This window comes from Thiohalorhabdus sp., assembly GCF_036628635.1.
GTDB lineage: Bacteria > Pseudomonadota > Gammaproteobacteria > Thiohalorhabdales > Thiohalorhabdaceae > Thiohalorhabdus.
The window spans coordinates 46,610-61,020 of sequence record NZ_JAZKRM010000001.1 but is presented as its reverse complement, the minus strand read 5'-3'; the positions used below and the strand labels follow the sequence as shown (position 1 = coordinate 61,020).

10 protein-coding genes and 1 tRNA gene are annotated in these 14,411 nt (G+C 65.9%); 5 read left to right on the top strand and 6 right to left on the bottom strand.

The window, feature by feature from the left end; translation table 11 throughout:
• Positions 1-773 precede the first annotated feature (773 nt).
• On the top strand, positions 774-1,727 hold the full coding sequence (locus tag V5A19_RS00260; RefSeq protein WP_332318690.1) for a DUF4382 domain-containing protein: 954 nt from the start codon (positions 774-776) through the stop codon (positions 1,725-1,727).
• A gap of 248 nt (positions 1,728-1,975) precedes the next feature.
• On the opposite strand, the gene V5A19_RS00255 is transcribed toward V5A19_RS00260, so the two are convergent.
• The 5 genes from V5A19_RS00255 to glgC form a co-directional block, all read right to left on the bottom strand.
• A tRNA-Asn gene (locus V5A19_RS00255) sits at positions 1,976-2,050 on the bottom strand.
• An 81-nt stretch (positions 2,051-2,131) separates the two neighbouring features.
• Entirely contained in the window at positions 2,132-2,392 is a 261-nt protein-coding gene (locus V5A19_RS00250; RefSeq protein WP_332318689.1) for a hypothetical protein, read from the bottom strand.
• Between the two features lie 65 nt (positions 2,393-2,457).
• Positions 2,458-3,972, bottom strand: a complete 1,515-nt coding sequence (gene malQ / locus V5A19_RS00245) for a 4-alpha-glucanotransferase (RefSeq protein ID WP_332318688.1) — start codon at positions 3,970-3,972, stop codon at positions 2,458-2,460.
• Positions 3,969-5,678, bottom strand: a complete 1,710-nt coding sequence (locus V5A19_RS00240) for a glycoside hydrolase family 57 protein (protein ID WP_332318687.1) — start codon at positions 5,676-5,678, stop codon at positions 3,969-3,971. Before V5A19_RS00240 ends, malQ begins: the two co-directional genes overlap by 4 nt.
• Positions 5,668-6,969 carry a glucose-1-phosphate adenylyltransferase gene (gene glgC / locus V5A19_RS00235; RefSeq protein WP_443081432.1) on the bottom strand — a complete coding sequence of 434 codons (1,302 nt, stop codon included), beginning with the start codon at positions 6,967-6,969 and terminating at the stop codon, positions 5,668-5,670. Before glgC ends, V5A19_RS00240 begins: the two co-directional genes overlap by 11 nt.
• A gap of 138 nt (positions 6,970-7,107) precedes the next feature.
• Between glgC and glgB the strand changes: the two genes are divergently transcribed.
• The 4 genes from glgB to V5A19_RS00215 all read left to right on the top strand — a co-directional run bounded on the left by glgB (position 7,108) and on the right by V5A19_RS00215 (position 13,235).
• Complete coding sequence (gene glgB / locus V5A19_RS00230; protein ID WP_332318685.1) at positions 7,108-9,288, top strand: 1,4-alpha-glucan branching protein GlgB; 2,181 nt, start codon at positions 7,108-7,110, stop codon at positions 9,286-9,288.
• Positions 9,289-9,422: 134 nt separating this feature from the next.
• Positions 9,423-10,886, top strand: a complete 1,464-nt coding sequence (gene glgA, locus V5A19_RS00225; RefSeq protein WP_332318684.1) for a glycogen synthase GlgA — start codon at positions 9,423-9,425, stop codon at positions 10,884-10,886.
• Positions 10,887-11,259: 373 nt separating this feature from the next.
• Positions 11,260-12,174: an AEC family transporter gene (locus V5A19_RS00220; protein ID WP_332318683.1), complete on the top strand. Its 915-nt coding sequence runs from the start codon at positions 11,260-11,262 to the stop codon at positions 12,172-12,174.
• Entirely contained in the window at positions 12,171-13,235 is a 1,065-nt protein-coding gene (locus tag V5A19_RS00215) for a hypothetical protein (protein ID WP_332318682.1), read from the top strand. Before V5A19_RS00220 ends, V5A19_RS00215 begins: the two co-directional genes overlap by 4 nt.
• Here the strand turns inward: V5A19_RS00215 and V5A19_RS00210 are convergent.
• The gene (locus V5A19_RS00210; protein WP_332318681.1) at positions 13,232-14,374 is read right to left on the bottom strand and encodes a ChaN family lipoprotein; all 1,143 of its coding nucleotides are present in this window, start codon (positions 14,372-14,374) and stop codon (positions 13,232-13,234) included. The two genes, V5A19_RS00215 and V5A19_RS00210, sit on opposite strands and share 4 nt — an antisense overlap.
• Between the last annotated feature and the right edge of the window lie 37 nt (positions 14,375-14,411).

Genomic DNA, 14,411 nt, shown 5'->3' with positions numbered 1-14,411 from the left:
TTGCTAGCGATAGCCGCCCCGGCGCGGGGGCCCTGCGGGATACCCGGGCGGCCCGTAACCCCGACGGGGCGGCGCGTAACCCCGGCGAGGGGGACCGTAGCCCCGCGGGGGCCCGTAACCCGGACCGGGGGGACCGTAACGCCCCGGCCTAGCGGCGCCGTAATAGGCGGGCGGCGGATAATCATCGTAGGAATCGTCATCCCCCCAGGGCATCCAGTCGCTCCAATTATCTTCGTCGTGGTAGTAACCCGGTGGCGGGCCATAACCCGGCCCGTAGGGCCCATAACCATAAGCGTAGGGATGCTCTTCCCAGGGCTCTTCGTCTTCCCAGGGCATGTCACAGACCGCCAAGGCCGGCCTAAACAACAGCCCGGCAGCGAGGGCGCCAAGCAAGGCCCGTTCGATCATCCTGGGCATGGCTTTTCCTCCTTTTGGGGCGCTTTGGGGCGCTGAACCGAACCTCCTTTCCCTACATAGATAAGGGCTTTTCCAGGTGTCAAGGTTCTACCCTCCTGGAAGGCACTGGTTGAAGGCCCAGGACGCGCCCGGTGGCCAGGCGCAAGGATTGACCATTGGCCCAGCCAACAAGCCACCGAGAAAGCCTTCGCCGCCTCTCGCCGCAAAGTTGATGCTCATCCGCCATCCTGTCCCCCGTTTCCCCTTGGCCGGGATGGCGGTCTGCCCTCGGGGTATCCCATCTGGAAGCCCGCTAGGCACCCCCGCCTTCCGTATCCCCCTTGGCTGGAACCCTTCGGTGGATCCGTTCGTGTGATATGGAAAACCTGATCGCACCGATAGGCCCCACCATGTCCGGATTCTCCGTTCCCGTCTTTCTGCGTACAGCCGCCGCCACCGCCCTTTTTGGGAGCGTTCTGGCCCTTCCTGGGTGCGGCTCCAGCGACGGCGGCAATGACGGCGCCACCACTGGCACCCTGAGCCTTGGGGTTACCGACGCCCCGGTTGACGAGGCCGACAAGGTGGTCGTCCGCTTCGATGCTGTGGAGATCAAGCCCGCCGACGGCGAGTCGCGAACCTTCACCTTCGATTCGGCCCAATCCATCGACCTGCTCGCCCAGCAGGGCGAGAACAGCGCCAGTCTGCTTGTTAGCGAAGAGGTGGCCGCCGGCGACTACAACTGGATCCGCCTGCACATTACCGCCAACCAGAGTCCCACCGATTCCTACATCGATATCGCTGCCAGCCGGCACTCCCTGTTCATCCCCAGCGCCAAGAATACCGGTCTGAAGCTGGTTCGGGGCTTCACCGTGCCCGCCAACGGCACCGCCGACTTCACCGTCGACTTCGACCTCCGCAAGTCCCTGGTAAAACCGGGGCAATCAGGCAACCATTACATCCTCAAACCCGCCATGCGGCTGGTGGACAACTCCGAGGTTGGCCACATCGCTACGGATGTAACCATCATCACTACCTGCCACACGCCTGCGATCTACGTCTTCGACGCCGTCGAGGTGACCCCCGACGACCTGGATACCGGCACCGATCAAGACACCGACCCGGTTACCACCGCCAATCTCGCCGACGCAGATGGTGATGGCACCCACACCAGTACCGCCGGCTTCCTTACTGCCGGCACCTATACCGTGGCCTTTACCTGCGAGGCGGCCAACGACGTCAGCGACGCCAACGACAACCTGGCCTTCGAGGGTGCCAAAGACGTGGAGGTCCAGGCCCACCAGACCGCGACCTACAGCCACAGCGTCCAGTAGCTTGACCATGGCCTGACTCTCCCTTCTGTTGGGGAGTGACCGGCCCCGGCCCAGTCTTTTTTGGATTTTTCGACGGGGCCAACGGGGGTTGGGAGGGCCAGCGGCATATTCCCGACCGCCCATGCCCCGTTGCCAAGCTGCAAAAAAGCCCCGACCTTTTAGGCCGGGGCTTTTGGGAGTCCAGCAGGTCAAAACGCAGGGAATTCATAGGCCGGAAAGGGGGCCATGAGACCCCCCCTTGAACTATCTGGCTCCCCGGGGCGGATTCGAACCACCGACAAGTCGATTAACAGTCGACTGCTCTACCACTGAGCTACCGGGGAAAAGAATTTCGGGAAGGTACTGGAGGGCTCGGACCCTGTCAATGGCCGACCCCGGGGGCAGAGGCTTTCGTGGCGACGGTTCTATTCCCCGCCTTCTTCCGGGGTTTTGGCCGGTGGCCGGCCGGTCTGGATTCGTTCCAGGCTATCGAAGGCCCCGCGGAAGCGGCGCTCGTTGGCCCAGGCCAGATTTTGCAAGGCCGCCCGCACGACCTCGCTGCGGGTGGGGGTAGTCAGCCCCATCCGGTTGGCCAGGTCCCGGATGTGGTCGATGAGGGCCTCATCGCTATTAGGGAGGGTAAAGGTGCACCGCTTCACCCGTGAGCCACGGCGTTTATCGGGCATTAAGAGCCTCATTGCGCTTTCCGAAAAACAGGATGAATGGTTCATAACTTTTCATGAAACCCCATTCATCCGGCCCAATCAAGCCCCAACTGCCTGGTGCGGCCGTAAAGGTCGTTCAGGTGGCGCAACCCGTGGGCCAGGTCCGGGTCCAGCCAGTCCCATTGGAACCGCCATTGCCAGTTGCCCTCGATCGTCGCCGGCTGGTTCATGCGGTGGTCGCCGTCCAGGCCCAGACAGTCCTGCATGGGCAGGATGGCACAGTGGGCCACCGAGGCCAGGGCCGCCCGGATCAGGGGCCAGGGTATAGCCTCCCCGGGGAGGCCTAGATAATCCAGGACCTGTTCCCGCTGCGCCTGGGTGAGCTCTTCCTCCCACCAGCCGCGGGTGGTGTTATTGTCGTGAGTGCCAGTGTAGGCCACGAAGTCACGCCCGTGGTTGTGAGGAAGGAAGGGATTGGTGCTGTCGTCGCCGAAAGCGAACTGCAGCACCTTCATGCCGGGCAGCCCGAAGCGCTCGCGCAGCTCGGTGACCTCGGGGGTGATGACGCCCAGGTCCTCGGCCACCAGCGGCAGCTCACCGAAGGCGTCCGCCACCGCCTCCAGGAAATCGGCACCCGGCCCCGCTACCCAGCGACCTTCGGTGGCCTCACCGTGGTAAGGAATTTCCCAAAAGGCCTGGAAGCCCCGGAAATGGTCCAGGCGGATCCAGTCGAACAGCTCGAGCTGGGTCCGGATCCGGTCGATCCACCAGCCGTAGCCGTCCGTGGCCAGGCGCTCCCATCGGAAATGGGGATTGCCCCACCACTGCCCCGTCTCGGAGAAATAGTCGGGCGGCACCCCGGCCACCGTTTCCGGCTGCCCCGACTCGTCGAGGGCGAAGTACTCCCGGTGGGCCCAGACCTCTGCGCTGTCGTGGGCCACGAAGATGGGGATGTCGCCGAAAAGCAAGATCCCGCGGTCGTTGGCGTAGGCCCTGATCCCTTGCCACTGGCGGAAAACCACCCACTGGGCGAAGCGGTGATGGGCGATAGCGCCGGCCAGACGGTCTCGAGCGGCACCTAGAGCCGTCACGTGGCGATCGCGAACGGCCTCGGGCCACTGCCACCAGGGCCCGCCCAGCTCACCCCGAAGGGCCATGAACAGGGCATAGTCCTCCAGCCAACTGGCGTGCTCCTGGCAAAAGGCCTCGAAGTCCTGCCAGTCCCCTTCTCCCCCGCGCTCCCGGAATCCCCTGTGGGCCCGCTCCACCAGGTCGAGGCGATAGGCCTCGGTGGACTCGACTTGCCCTAGAGTGGGAATGTTGTCGAGCCAGCCGGCCTCCCGCAGGGCGCGCGGATCGATCAGGGTCCGGTTGCCGGCGTGGGCCGACAGGCTGTGATAAGGCGATCCCTCATCGTGGGTCGGCCCCAGCGGCAGCGTCTGCCACACGGAAAAACCCGAATCGGCCAGGAAATCGACGAAACGGAAGGCGTCGGGGCCCAAATCGCCGTTGCCCGGTCCGCCGGGCAGCGACGTGGGATGGAGGAGGATCCCTGCGCGCCTGCGGGCCAGGGGATCGGCACGGCTGTCATCCGAGCTCATTCGGCCTCCTGACCCGGCTGCATGACGCCGCCGTGGGTGGGGTGGCCGCTGCCATGGGCGAAGGTGTGGGCCAGGTATTCGGGGGGATCGATCCCGATCAGCCGATAGAGACGGGACAGGTGAAGCCGATAGAGCCGCTCGAAATCCCGGACCACCTCCGCGGGATTGTAATCGCCGAACCACCAGAACCAGTCCGAGCCCTCGCAGATGGCGAGCTGCTGGGTGGCCGCTTCCAGGTCCGGGCCGCTCAGGCCTTCGGCGATGGCTCGGTCGTAGGCCTCCTTGGCTGCCACCAGGATGTCCCAGCCCCGGTTCTTGTCCTTGTCGCCGATCCAGGTGGATAGCGTGCCGTAGACCCAGCTACCGGCGACCAGGCTGGGCAGGGAATTAACCGCCACCCCGTTGTCCAGGGCACCGCTGAAGGTGGTGAGCTCGATGTCCGGATGTGCGGCCAGCTGGCTGTAGAGCCCCTTCAGGAAGGGATGGCCGTTCTCGGGGTAGTGCTCCCAGGCGTTCTCGCCATCGAGGATGATGGGCACCACCGGATCCGGGTGGTCGGCGGTGCTCTCCCGGATGGCTTCCAGCCTGCTGATCAGGTCGCCGACGGCGTCCTCGGCGTGCCAGCTGGAGTATTGGAAGCCGATGAGATCGGAGAGCTCGTCGTCGCGGAAGAAGCATGCGGTCCCCTCCTCCCCCAGCCGGTAGGGGTGGCAAAGGCTGGCACCGACATCGGGGCCGTAGCGCTGGTAAGCCTCGCCCAGGCTCTGACCCAGCACCCCCTCGCCCGTGGCCGCCCAGTCAAAGCCGTATTCCGAAAACAGCCGCAGGGTGGGCTCGCTGACCGCGCCCTCGGCAGGCCAGCAACCCCGGGGCGAAAAGCCGAAATAGTTTTGGAAGACCGCCCGGCCGCGCTCGATGTGCCAGCGCAGACGTTCCTCGCCACTGGGGTAATGACCGGACTCGGGCAGAGGGGTTTCCGGCAGGGATTCCCGGGCGCTGGCGAAATCCTGCAAAAGCGGGCCGATGGGATGGGCATAGGGGTTCATGGACAGCTCGATCCGGCCCTGGTTGGCCAGTCCCTGGTAGCGCTCCGGCAGCCCCTCCAGAAGCTCGGCGATAATGGACAGCAGATGGCGGCGGTCCTCGATGGTGAACCCGGCGGCCTTCTCCTGAAGCCCACGAACCCTTGGGTCCTCTCGGCGGACGGTCTCGCCCATCCAGGCCAGGTGGTACCAGGTCAGGATATCGGCGATGAACTGGTCATCCATGTACATCATGGCCGCCGGCTCTTCCTCCAGCCAGTCGACCATGCGGGCCAATCGGTGGAAGGCAGGGAAGCGCTCGATGAGGTGCTGACGATTGGCCCGGACGCAATCCCGGACCAGAGCCAGGCGCTCGTCGTCCCCGGCCGGCGGGGTTGGATTGTCCAGTGCGGCCAGCAGCGGGTCCTGGATGGGGCTTCCATCGGCCAGATGCCTGCGGATCTGGGCTGCGTAATCGGCGAGCTGCTCCAGCAGGACCGGGGCGAAGTTGACCACCGCCCGGGCTTCGGGGACCGCCGCCAGGTGGGCGGCCATGTCCACGTAGTCCTTGATGGCGTGCAGGTAAGTCCAGGGAAGCTGGTAGGTTTCGGAAACCGGGTCCATGTACTGGGGCTGATGCATGTGCCAGCACAGCACCACCCGGAGGGGGCGATTAACGGACATGGTGGATCTGCAATCCCAACATTTCGGGAGTGATCAGGACGACGCCACCCGGGGAGACATCGAAGCGCTGGCGATCTTTCTCCGGATCCACGCCGATCTCCATGCCTTCGGGGATGCGGCAGCCGCGATCGAGGACGGCCTTTTGAACATGGGCGCCAGCACCGATCTCCACGTCCGGCAGAATCACCGAATCCAGCACCTGGGCACGGGACTGGACCGTGACGTTGGAGAACAACACCGAGTTCCGGACATAACCGCCGGAGATGATGCAGCCGCCGGAGACCATGGAGTCCACCGCCATGCCCCGGCGGTCGGCGTCGTCGAACACGAACTTGGCGGGAGGCAGCTGCTCCTGATAGGTCCAGATGGGCCACTCGGTGTCGTAGATGTTGAGCTCGGGGGTGACCCCAGTTAGCTCTAGGTTGGCCGACCAGAAGGCGTCAACCGTGCCCACGTCGCGCCAGTAGCCCTGCTCACCGGTGCGGGGATCGCGGTAGGGATAGGCCATGACCCGGCTATTCTCGATCACCGCGGGAATGATGTCCTTGCCGAAATCGTGGTCGGAAAACCCATCGTCGGCGTCCTTGGTGAGCTGATCGAACAGGAACTCGGTCTTGAACACATAAATGCCCATGGAGGCCAGCGCAACATCGGTGCGCCCCGGCACCGGATCCGGCTCCTCCGGCTTCTCCTCGAAGTTCACCACCTGGCCCCCGTCGGTCATGGTCATGATACCGAAGGCCTTGGCCCGGTCCACCGGGACGTCCAGGCAGGCCACCGTCATGTCGGCGTCGTGCTCCACGTGGTAGGCGATCATGGGGCCGTAGTCCATCTTGTAGATATGGTCCCCTGCCAGGATGAGCACGTACTCGGGGTTATGGGAGCGGATGATATCCAGGTTCTGATAGACCGCGTCGGCGGTGCCCTGATACCAGGAGGTGGTGATCCGCTGCTGGGCCGGCAGCAGCTCCACGAACTCGTTGAATTCGCCCCGAAGGAAGTTCCAGCCCTTCTGGATGTGCCGGATCAGCGAGTGCGCCTTGTACTGCGTCAGCACCCCGATCTGGCGGATACCCGAATTGATGCAGTTGGAAAGCGGGAAATCCACGATCCGGAACTTGCCCCCGAACGGTGTCGCCGGCTTGGCTCGCCACAGGGTCAGCTTGCCCAGGCGGGATCCCCGGCCGCCGGCAAGGATCAGGGCCAGAGTCTCCTTGGTCAGGAGGCTGACGAAGCGGGGGTTCTGAGCCGCCTCCTGGAAGACCTCCGGCGTTTTTTCCCGCTCTCGCATGCTCATTCGCTCCCTTTATGAGGACAGGCCAAGGGTTCATTATTCCTTTAGTAGGTCCATTAGGCCAGTTGGAGCGAGGCTGTCAAAGCCCTCGCCCGACGGACAGGACGACGCCCAACGGTAGTGACAGGAATCCCGATGCCCCAATCGAGCACACAGATCGCGCCCGACCTTCACGCTCTTACTGAAGGCAGGCTCTCCGACCCGTTTGCCGTCCTCGGCCATCACCTCGAGGGGCCTGAAAGCGTGGTCCGCACCTTCTTGCCGGGGGCCACCGAGGTCACCCTGGAAGATCTCGACAAGCCCCTGGAGCGCTTGCCCGAAACCGATCTGTTCGAGCTGCGCGACTCCCTGGACGAGCTGCCTCAGCATTACCGCTTAACCTGGGTGGACATCCACGGCCAGCGGCACAGCACCTATGATCCCTATACCTTCGAGCCGCAGCTGTCCGACTACGATCTTCACTTGTTCGGCGAAGGACGCCACTGGCACGCCTACCGCTTCCTGGGCGCACGACCCCACCAGGCGGCCGGCATTGACGGCGTCCTCTTCGCCGTATGGGCCCCCAACGCCAGACGGGTCAGCGTGATCGGCCATTTCAACCAGTGGGACGGCCGTCGCCATCCCATGCGGGTCCGCGGCGAAAGCGGCGTGTGGGAGCTGTTCATTCCCGATCTGGAAGCGGGCGAGCTGTACAAATTCGAGATTCGCAACGGCGCAACCGGCGAGATTCAGACCAAAACCGACCCCTACGGCCGCAAGTTCGAGATACGGCCCCAGACCGCGGCCATGGTCGAGCCCAATTCCGATTACGGCTGGGAAGACGGCAACTGGATGGAGCGGCGCCCCCATTGGGACTGGCTGCACGCCCCCATAAGCGTCTACGAGGTGCACCTGGGCGCCTGGTGCCGCGCCGAGGACGGCGACTTCCTGGGCTACCGGGAGATCGCCGAGCGGCTGGCGGCCTACGCGGCGGGCCTGGGGTTCACCCATGTGGAGCTGATGCCGGTTACCGAGCACCCCCTGGACGCCTCCTGGGGCTATCAGACCACCGGCTTCTACGCCCCCACGACCCGCTTCGGCGACCCGGACGATTTCCGCTACTTCGTGGACATCTGCCACCGCCACGGGCTCGGCGTGCTGCTGGACTGGGTACCGGGCCATTTCCCCAAGGACGCCCACGCCCTCGCCCGCTTCGACGGCACCGCCCTGTACGAGCACGCCGACCCCCGCCAGGGCGAGCACCGCGACTGGGGCACCCTGATCTTCAACTACGGCCGTCCCGAGGTCCGCAACTTCCTCCTTTCGTCCGCCCTTTACTGGCTGGAGGAGTTCCACCTCGACGGCCTGCGGGTGGACGCCGTGGCCTCCATGCTCTACCTGAACTACTCCCGGGAAGAGGGAGAGTGGATCCCCAACATCTACGGCGGCGCCGAGAACCTGGAGGCCATCGACTTCCTGCGCGAATTCAACCGGGTGGTCCACGAGCGCCACCCCGGCGCCCTGGTGGTGGCGGAGGAGTCCACCTCCTGGCCGCAGGTGACCCGCCCCACCTACGTGGGCGGGCTGGGCTTCTCCATGAAGTGGAACATGGGCTGGATGCACGACACCCTGGCGTACATGGCCCTGGATCCGGTCTTCCGCCACTACCATCACGACCAGCTCACCTTCGGTTTGCTCTACGCCTTCAACGAGAACTTCGTCCTCCCCTTCAGCCACGACGAGGTGGTTCACGGCAAGGGCTCCATGATCCGCAAGATGCCGGGCGACGAGTGGCAGCGCTTCGCCAACCTGCGGGTGCTGTACACCTTCATGTACGCCTACCCCGGCAAAAAGCTCCTGTTCATGGGTAACGAGCTCGGCCAGTACAGCGAATTCAGCGAAGAGCGCCAGCTGGACTGGGAAGTCCTGGACAGCGACTTCCATAGCGGGCTGGTCAACCTGGTGGGCGAGCTCAACCGCCTCTACCGGGAGGACCCGGCCTTGCACAGCCAGGATTTCGATGCGGCCGGCTTCGACTGGATCGACCCCCACGATTCCGACCAGTCAACGCTGTCCTTCCTGCGCTTTGATCAGGCCGGCAACCCGGTGGTGGCGGCCTTCAATTTTACCCCGGTACCGCGGGAGCAATTCCGCCTAGGGGTGCCCCAGGGCGGCCATTACGCCGAAGTATTCAATTCCGACTCGGCTTTCTACGGCGGCTCCAATTTGGGCAATCTGGGCGGCGTCCCCGCCAAGGACCGGGAATGGATGGGCCGTCCCTATGCTATCGAGGTCACCCTACCGCCCCTGGCCGGGGTCATCCTGAGGCCGGAATAAGGAAAAGTATTAAGTTTTAAGTAGTTAAGGGTTAAGGACAAACCAAAGCGGCAAAGCTCCAGCCAAGGCAGGCCTGGAGCCGGTGCCGTTGACGTTACTGAAAACTTGAAACTGAACACTGAAAACTTTCTTCCATGCTCAAGATCCTGTTCGTCAGCAGCGAAGTTCATCCCTTCATCAAGACCGGTGGCCTGGCCGATGTGTCGGCCAGCCTGCCGCACGCCCTGGCCGAACTCGGCCACGACGTCCGCATCCTCATGCCCGGCTACGCCGATGCCCTGGAACAGGCCACCGACGCCGCCGCGGAGCCGGACTGGACCAGTCCCCTGGAGGGTGGCCCCACCCGCCTGCTCCGCACCCCTCTGCCGGAAAGCGGGGTGCCCGTTTGGATGCTGGAGTCCGCCGGGTTTAGCGACCGGCCGGGAAACCCCTACCTGGGGGCCGACGGCCATCCCCATCCCGACAACGCCTTCCGCTTCGACCTGCTGGGTCGGGCGGCTACCGCTATCGCCGGCGATCGGGGTGGCCTGGAGTGGCAGCCCGATGTGGTCCATTGCAACGACTGGCAGACCGGCCTGGTCCCGGTGCGCATGCTCCAGCACCGGGCTCCCGGGGCCACCGTTTACACCATCCACAACTTGGCCTATCAGGGCCTGTTTCCCGCCGAAACCTTCCAGGCCCTGGGCCTGCCCGATTGGCTGTGGACCATGGACGGTCTGGAGTTCCACGGCCAGATGTCGTTCATGAAGGGGGGAGCCGCCTTCGCCGATCGACTGACCACCGTTTCCCCGAGCTATGCCGCCGAAATCCGGACGTTAGCCCACGGGTGGGGACTTGAGGGGCTTTTCAACCAGCGGGCCGAGCATCTGGTAGGCATCCTGAACGGCATCGACCGGCGCTACTGGGATCCGCAAACGGATCCCTATCTGTACGCCCCTTACAGCCGGCAGGACCTCAGTGGCAAGGCGGTCAACAAGGCCCGCGTTCAGGCGGAGCTGGGCCTGCCTGAAGCCCCAGAGAAACCGCTGGTGGCGGTGATTACCCGGCTCGCCGACCAGAAGGGCATCGACCTGATCCTCAACGCCCTCCCCGACCTACGGAGCCGGGGGCTTCAGGTCGCCATCCTGGGCAAGGGGGACCGAACCTACGAGCGCTCCCTGGAGGCGGTGGCCCGCCATCATCCGGAGCAGATCGGCTTACACCTGGGGTTCGATGAGGGCCTGGCCCACCGCCTGGAGGCCGGTGCCGACATGCTGCTCATGCCGTCGCGGTTCGAGCCATGCGGCCTCAACCAGCTCTACAGCCTGGCCTACGGCACCATTCCCGTGGTCCGGGCCGTCGGTGGCCTGGCGGACTCGGTGGAGGACGCCACGCCGCAGGCGGTTGCCTCGGGGCGGGCAACGGGCATCAGCTTCACCGGGGAAACCCCCGCCGCGCTGGTCACCGCAGTGGAGCGGGCCCTGGCCCTTTACGCTGAGCCCGAAACCTGGCGCCGGGTCCAGGCCACCGGCATGGCTCAGGACTTCACCTGGGAGCGCAGCGCCGCCCGCTACGTGGAAGTCTACGAGGCCGCCCTCGCCGATCAGAAGCGGGTTTAAGGGCGCCGCAACAGGGAATCGCCCCTGTTACTAAGGAGAACAAAGGTCTTGTCAGGGTCCTGCCCGGGGGTGGTGGCAAACCGCTCCGGGGACCGCGGCCCAGTTACGCCGGCCTAAAGGGCTACGCGGGGGCGCCGAAGGCGCATAACCAAGCCCATCGGGCATCCTCCAGTCGCTCATTGCCAGGTCTGAGGACTTTACTTCTGCTCCTTTTTGTAGCTGCCGCCTTTGGAGGCGAGGCCCGGGTCCGGGGGTGTGGCTTCAGTCGGTGTCCGGATAACCGGCCTGGATGGCCACCAGAACCACCGCAAGGGGGCCAAACCCCTTTCCCCCGGTAGAATAGCTCCCTTTTCGCCACTACCGGGAGGACGTTGTGGTCCAGGTCATGATCCAGATGGCGGCCCTGATCGGCCTGGGGGTCGTGTGGCGCTGGCTCCAGCCCGGGGGCCTGGACGCCGATCGGGCCCGTTACGCCGTGGCCACCCTGGTCTATTACCTGCTGTTGCCGGCCCTGATCCTGTCCGTGCTTTGGGAGGCGCCGCTGGGCCTAGAGACGGGCCGGATCGCCCTTTCAGCGGCGGCCGGGGTGGTCGCCGTCCTGGGCCTGACCTGGCTGGTGCTGCGGCCGGTGGGGGTGAGCCGGCGCCTGCAGGGGACCCTGCTGCTCGCCGCCGCCTGGCCCAATGCCACCTACCTGGGACTCCCCGTTCTGGAGGCCACCTACGGCGAATGGGCCCGCCGCATCGCCATCCAGTACGACCTGTTTGCCTGCCTGCCCCTGCTCATGACCGTGGGCGTGCTCATCGCCCGCCACCACGGCAACGCGGGTGACCCGGAGAACCCCCTGCTCACCCTGGTCAAGGTCCCACCCTTGTGGGCCGCCGCACTGGCCGCGACCCTTAACGTGGGCGGGGTCGCTCCCCCTCCGCCCTTGGCCGATCTGCTGGCCGACATCGGCGACAGCGTCCCGGCCCTCATGCTGCTGGCCCTGGGCATGGGTCTGACCTGGGGCGACTGGCGCTGGTCCCTGGTACCCGCGGCGGGCCTGGTGGTGGTGCTGCAGCTGGCGGTTCAGCCAGCCCTGGTGGCCGGCCTGGGAGCCTGGTCGGGCCTAACCGGGGAGCCCTGGCAGGCGGTAGCCCTGGAGGCGGCCATGCCCACCATGATCCTGGGAGTGGTGCTGTGCGACCGCTACGGCCTGGACACCGGGCTCTACGCCAAGGCGGTGACCCTGTCCACGGTCCTGAGCCTGGCCACCCTGCCCGCCTGGTTCCGGATCCTGGCATGACCCGGCTGCTGCTTGATGTCTCCGGCCACGGCTTCGGCCACCTGGTCCAGTCGGCTCCGGTGGTCAATGAGCTGGCAAGGGCGGTGCCCGGTCTGACCCTCACCGTGCGGACCAACCTGCCGGCCCACCTGTTGGACGAGCGTCTGGAAGTCGCCTACGACCGGGTGGCGGAAGCGCCGGATCCGGGACTGGCGATGACCGACGCCCTGACCGTGGACCGCGCCGGCAGCTTCGCCCGCTACCAGGCCTTCCACCACCAATGGCTGCAGTCGATAGCGGCCGAAGCCCGGTGGCTTAGCCAACGGGAATTCGATCTGGTATTGGCCGACGTACCCTACCGCAGCCTGGCCGGCGCAACCGCCTCCGGCATTCCCGCAGTGGCCTTGTGCTCGCTGAACTGGGGCGGGGTATTCCACCACTACCTCGGCGACCGCTCCGGGGCCGACGCCATCCATAAACAGATCCGGGACGCCTACCGGAAGGCCCGTTTGTTCATACAGCCCGAGCCACACATGCCCATGCGCGACCTGATCAACCGTCAAGAGGTCGGCCCCGTCGCCCCGAGGCCGCCAGAGGGCATCAGCGCCCTGCGGCAACGGCTCGCCGGCGACCGCCGATTGGGGCTGGTAACCCTCGGCGGGATCCCGTTTCCCCTGACGCCGAGCGACTGGCGGGAAGATCCGGAGACCCTGTGGCTGGTAGATGGGGCCGGCCCCGGTCGCCCCGACCAACGCGACCTGCATGAGGCCGATGCCGCCCCGCTGGACCTCCTTGCGGCTAGCGACATCGTCGTGACCAAGCCAGGTTACGGGACCTTCGTCGAGGCCGCCTGCCAGGGCGTGGATGTCCTTTACCTACCCCGCGGCGACTGGCCGGAGGAGCTCTATCTGATGGACTGGATCCACCGCCATACCCGTGCCGGAAGGCTGTCGTGGCGGGACTTGGTGGCGGGCCGCTTCGGCCCGATGTACGAGGCATTGGGCACCCTGCCCCGGCCCGAGCGGCCTTGCTGCGACGGCGCCCGGGAGGCGGCGGCAAAGCTGATGGAACAGCTGGCCTAGCGGCTTCCGGCGCCCGGAGGTCGATTCAGGGGGACGGTCAAGCCCCGCTCCTGGTCCTCCCGGCGAACCCTTAAGCGCAGGCATCCGCCCCACTGGTGTCGGCGAATGCGGTAGATCAGCTCGGTGGCATCGCTCACCTCGCGGCCGTCCACCGCCGTAATGCGGTCGCCCGCCTCCAGGCCGGCCTTGGCTCCGGGGAATGCATCCTCGAGACCGACAACCGAGATTCCCGGCCCGCCATCGGGGTTTCCCAGACGGGCGCCGATGCGTACCGGATCCGGGGCCCGGTCGGGGGCCACCGGCCAGGCATAGGCCGCGGCCCCGGGCTCCGGCTGCCCCCCCTCAGGGTCGAATGGCAGCACGGTACGCACCTCCAGGTCCGGCGCGCGGTTATGAAGCTGATGGGGGATGCCGTAGCCGTCCCGGATGTGGCCACTGCCGGCAAGGCCAATCACCACGGCGTCGCCATGGGCCCGCCGCAGGTCCAGCAAGGCCCCCGCCATAGCCGCGTCCCACGCCCTCTGGGCGGCAATGAAATGCTCCGCTTTTCGGCCCTCGGCGTGGCGGGCCAGGCTTTCCCGCAGGCTCTCGGCGTAGGCCTCGGGGGCCGCGGCGACCGGCCCGATGCGCTGCCGCTGTTCTTCGCCCAAACCGGCCATACCTTCCCGAGCAATGCGGGAGATCCACTCCCGGGGGACATTCATCCCGGTCAATGGCAGCCAATGGTGACGGACCGTCTCCAGAATGGGGCGGTAGAGCTCAGGGGCCACCCGCCAGTTATCGAACCAGTCCACCGCTGTCAGGAATGTGGGCCAGTCCGGGAACTGGCCGCGCCGCCAGTCGGACAGGACCGCATTCTTGGCCGCGGGGAAGGCCTCCATGCCCACTGCCACCGGGCGACGGGCCAGCAGACCGGTTATCACCTCCCGCTGAGCCCGGTGCTGGGCAAAATCGTCGTGGCGCTCACCCACCAGGACCACGTCGGCCTCGGCAAGTCGGGCAACCATGGCGGCGAAGGGAACCCTTTCCCCCGTTTCCAGTCGAATTATTTGGCCCTCCCCCAGCGCGGGCGCGCTTGCCGCCAGCAGTCCAAGGGCGGCGGTTAGAAGGGCAATCCGGGGAATTCGTGGCTGTCGCATGCCTGTTCCTTTCAACGCGGCGGCCGCCGGGCCGCCG

Bases quoted from the DNA above. Each gene is read 5' to 3' on its own strand.
- glgA (WP_332318684.1), top strand. From the start codon at position 9,423: ATGCTCAAGATCCTGTTCGTCAGCAGCGAAGTTCATCCCTTCATCAAG.
- V5A19_RS00240 (WP_332318687.1), bottom strand. From the start codon at position 5,678: ATGTCCGTTAATCGCCCCCTCCGGGTGGTGCTGTGCTGGCACATGCAT.
- malQ (WP_332318688.1), bottom strand. From the start codon at position 3,972: ATGAGCTCGGATGACAGCCGTGCCGATCCCCTGGCCCGCAGGCGCGCA.
- V5A19_RS00215 (WP_332318682.1), top strand. From the start codon at position 12,171: ATGACCCGGCTGCTGCTTGATGTCTCCGGCCACGGCTTCGGCCACCTG.
- glgB (WP_332318685.1), top strand. From the start codon at position 7,108: ATGCCCCAATCGAGCACACAGATCGCGCCCGACCTTCACGCTCTTACT.
- V5A19_RS00250 (WP_332318689.1), bottom strand. From the start codon at position 2,392: ATGCCCGATAAACGCCGTGGCTCACGGGTGAAGCGGTGCACCTTTACC.
- glgC (WP_443081432.1), bottom strand. From the start codon at position 6,969: ATGCGAGAGCGGGAAAAAACGCCGGAGGTCTTCCAGGAGGCGGCTCAG.
- V5A19_RS00210 (WP_332318681.1), bottom strand. From the start codon at position 14,374: ATGCGACAGCCACGAATTCCCCGGATTGCCCTTCTAACCGCCGCCCTT.
- V5A19_RS00260 (WP_332318690.1), top strand. From the start codon at position 774: ATGGAAAACCTGATCGCACCGATAGGCCCCACCATGTCCGGATTCTCC.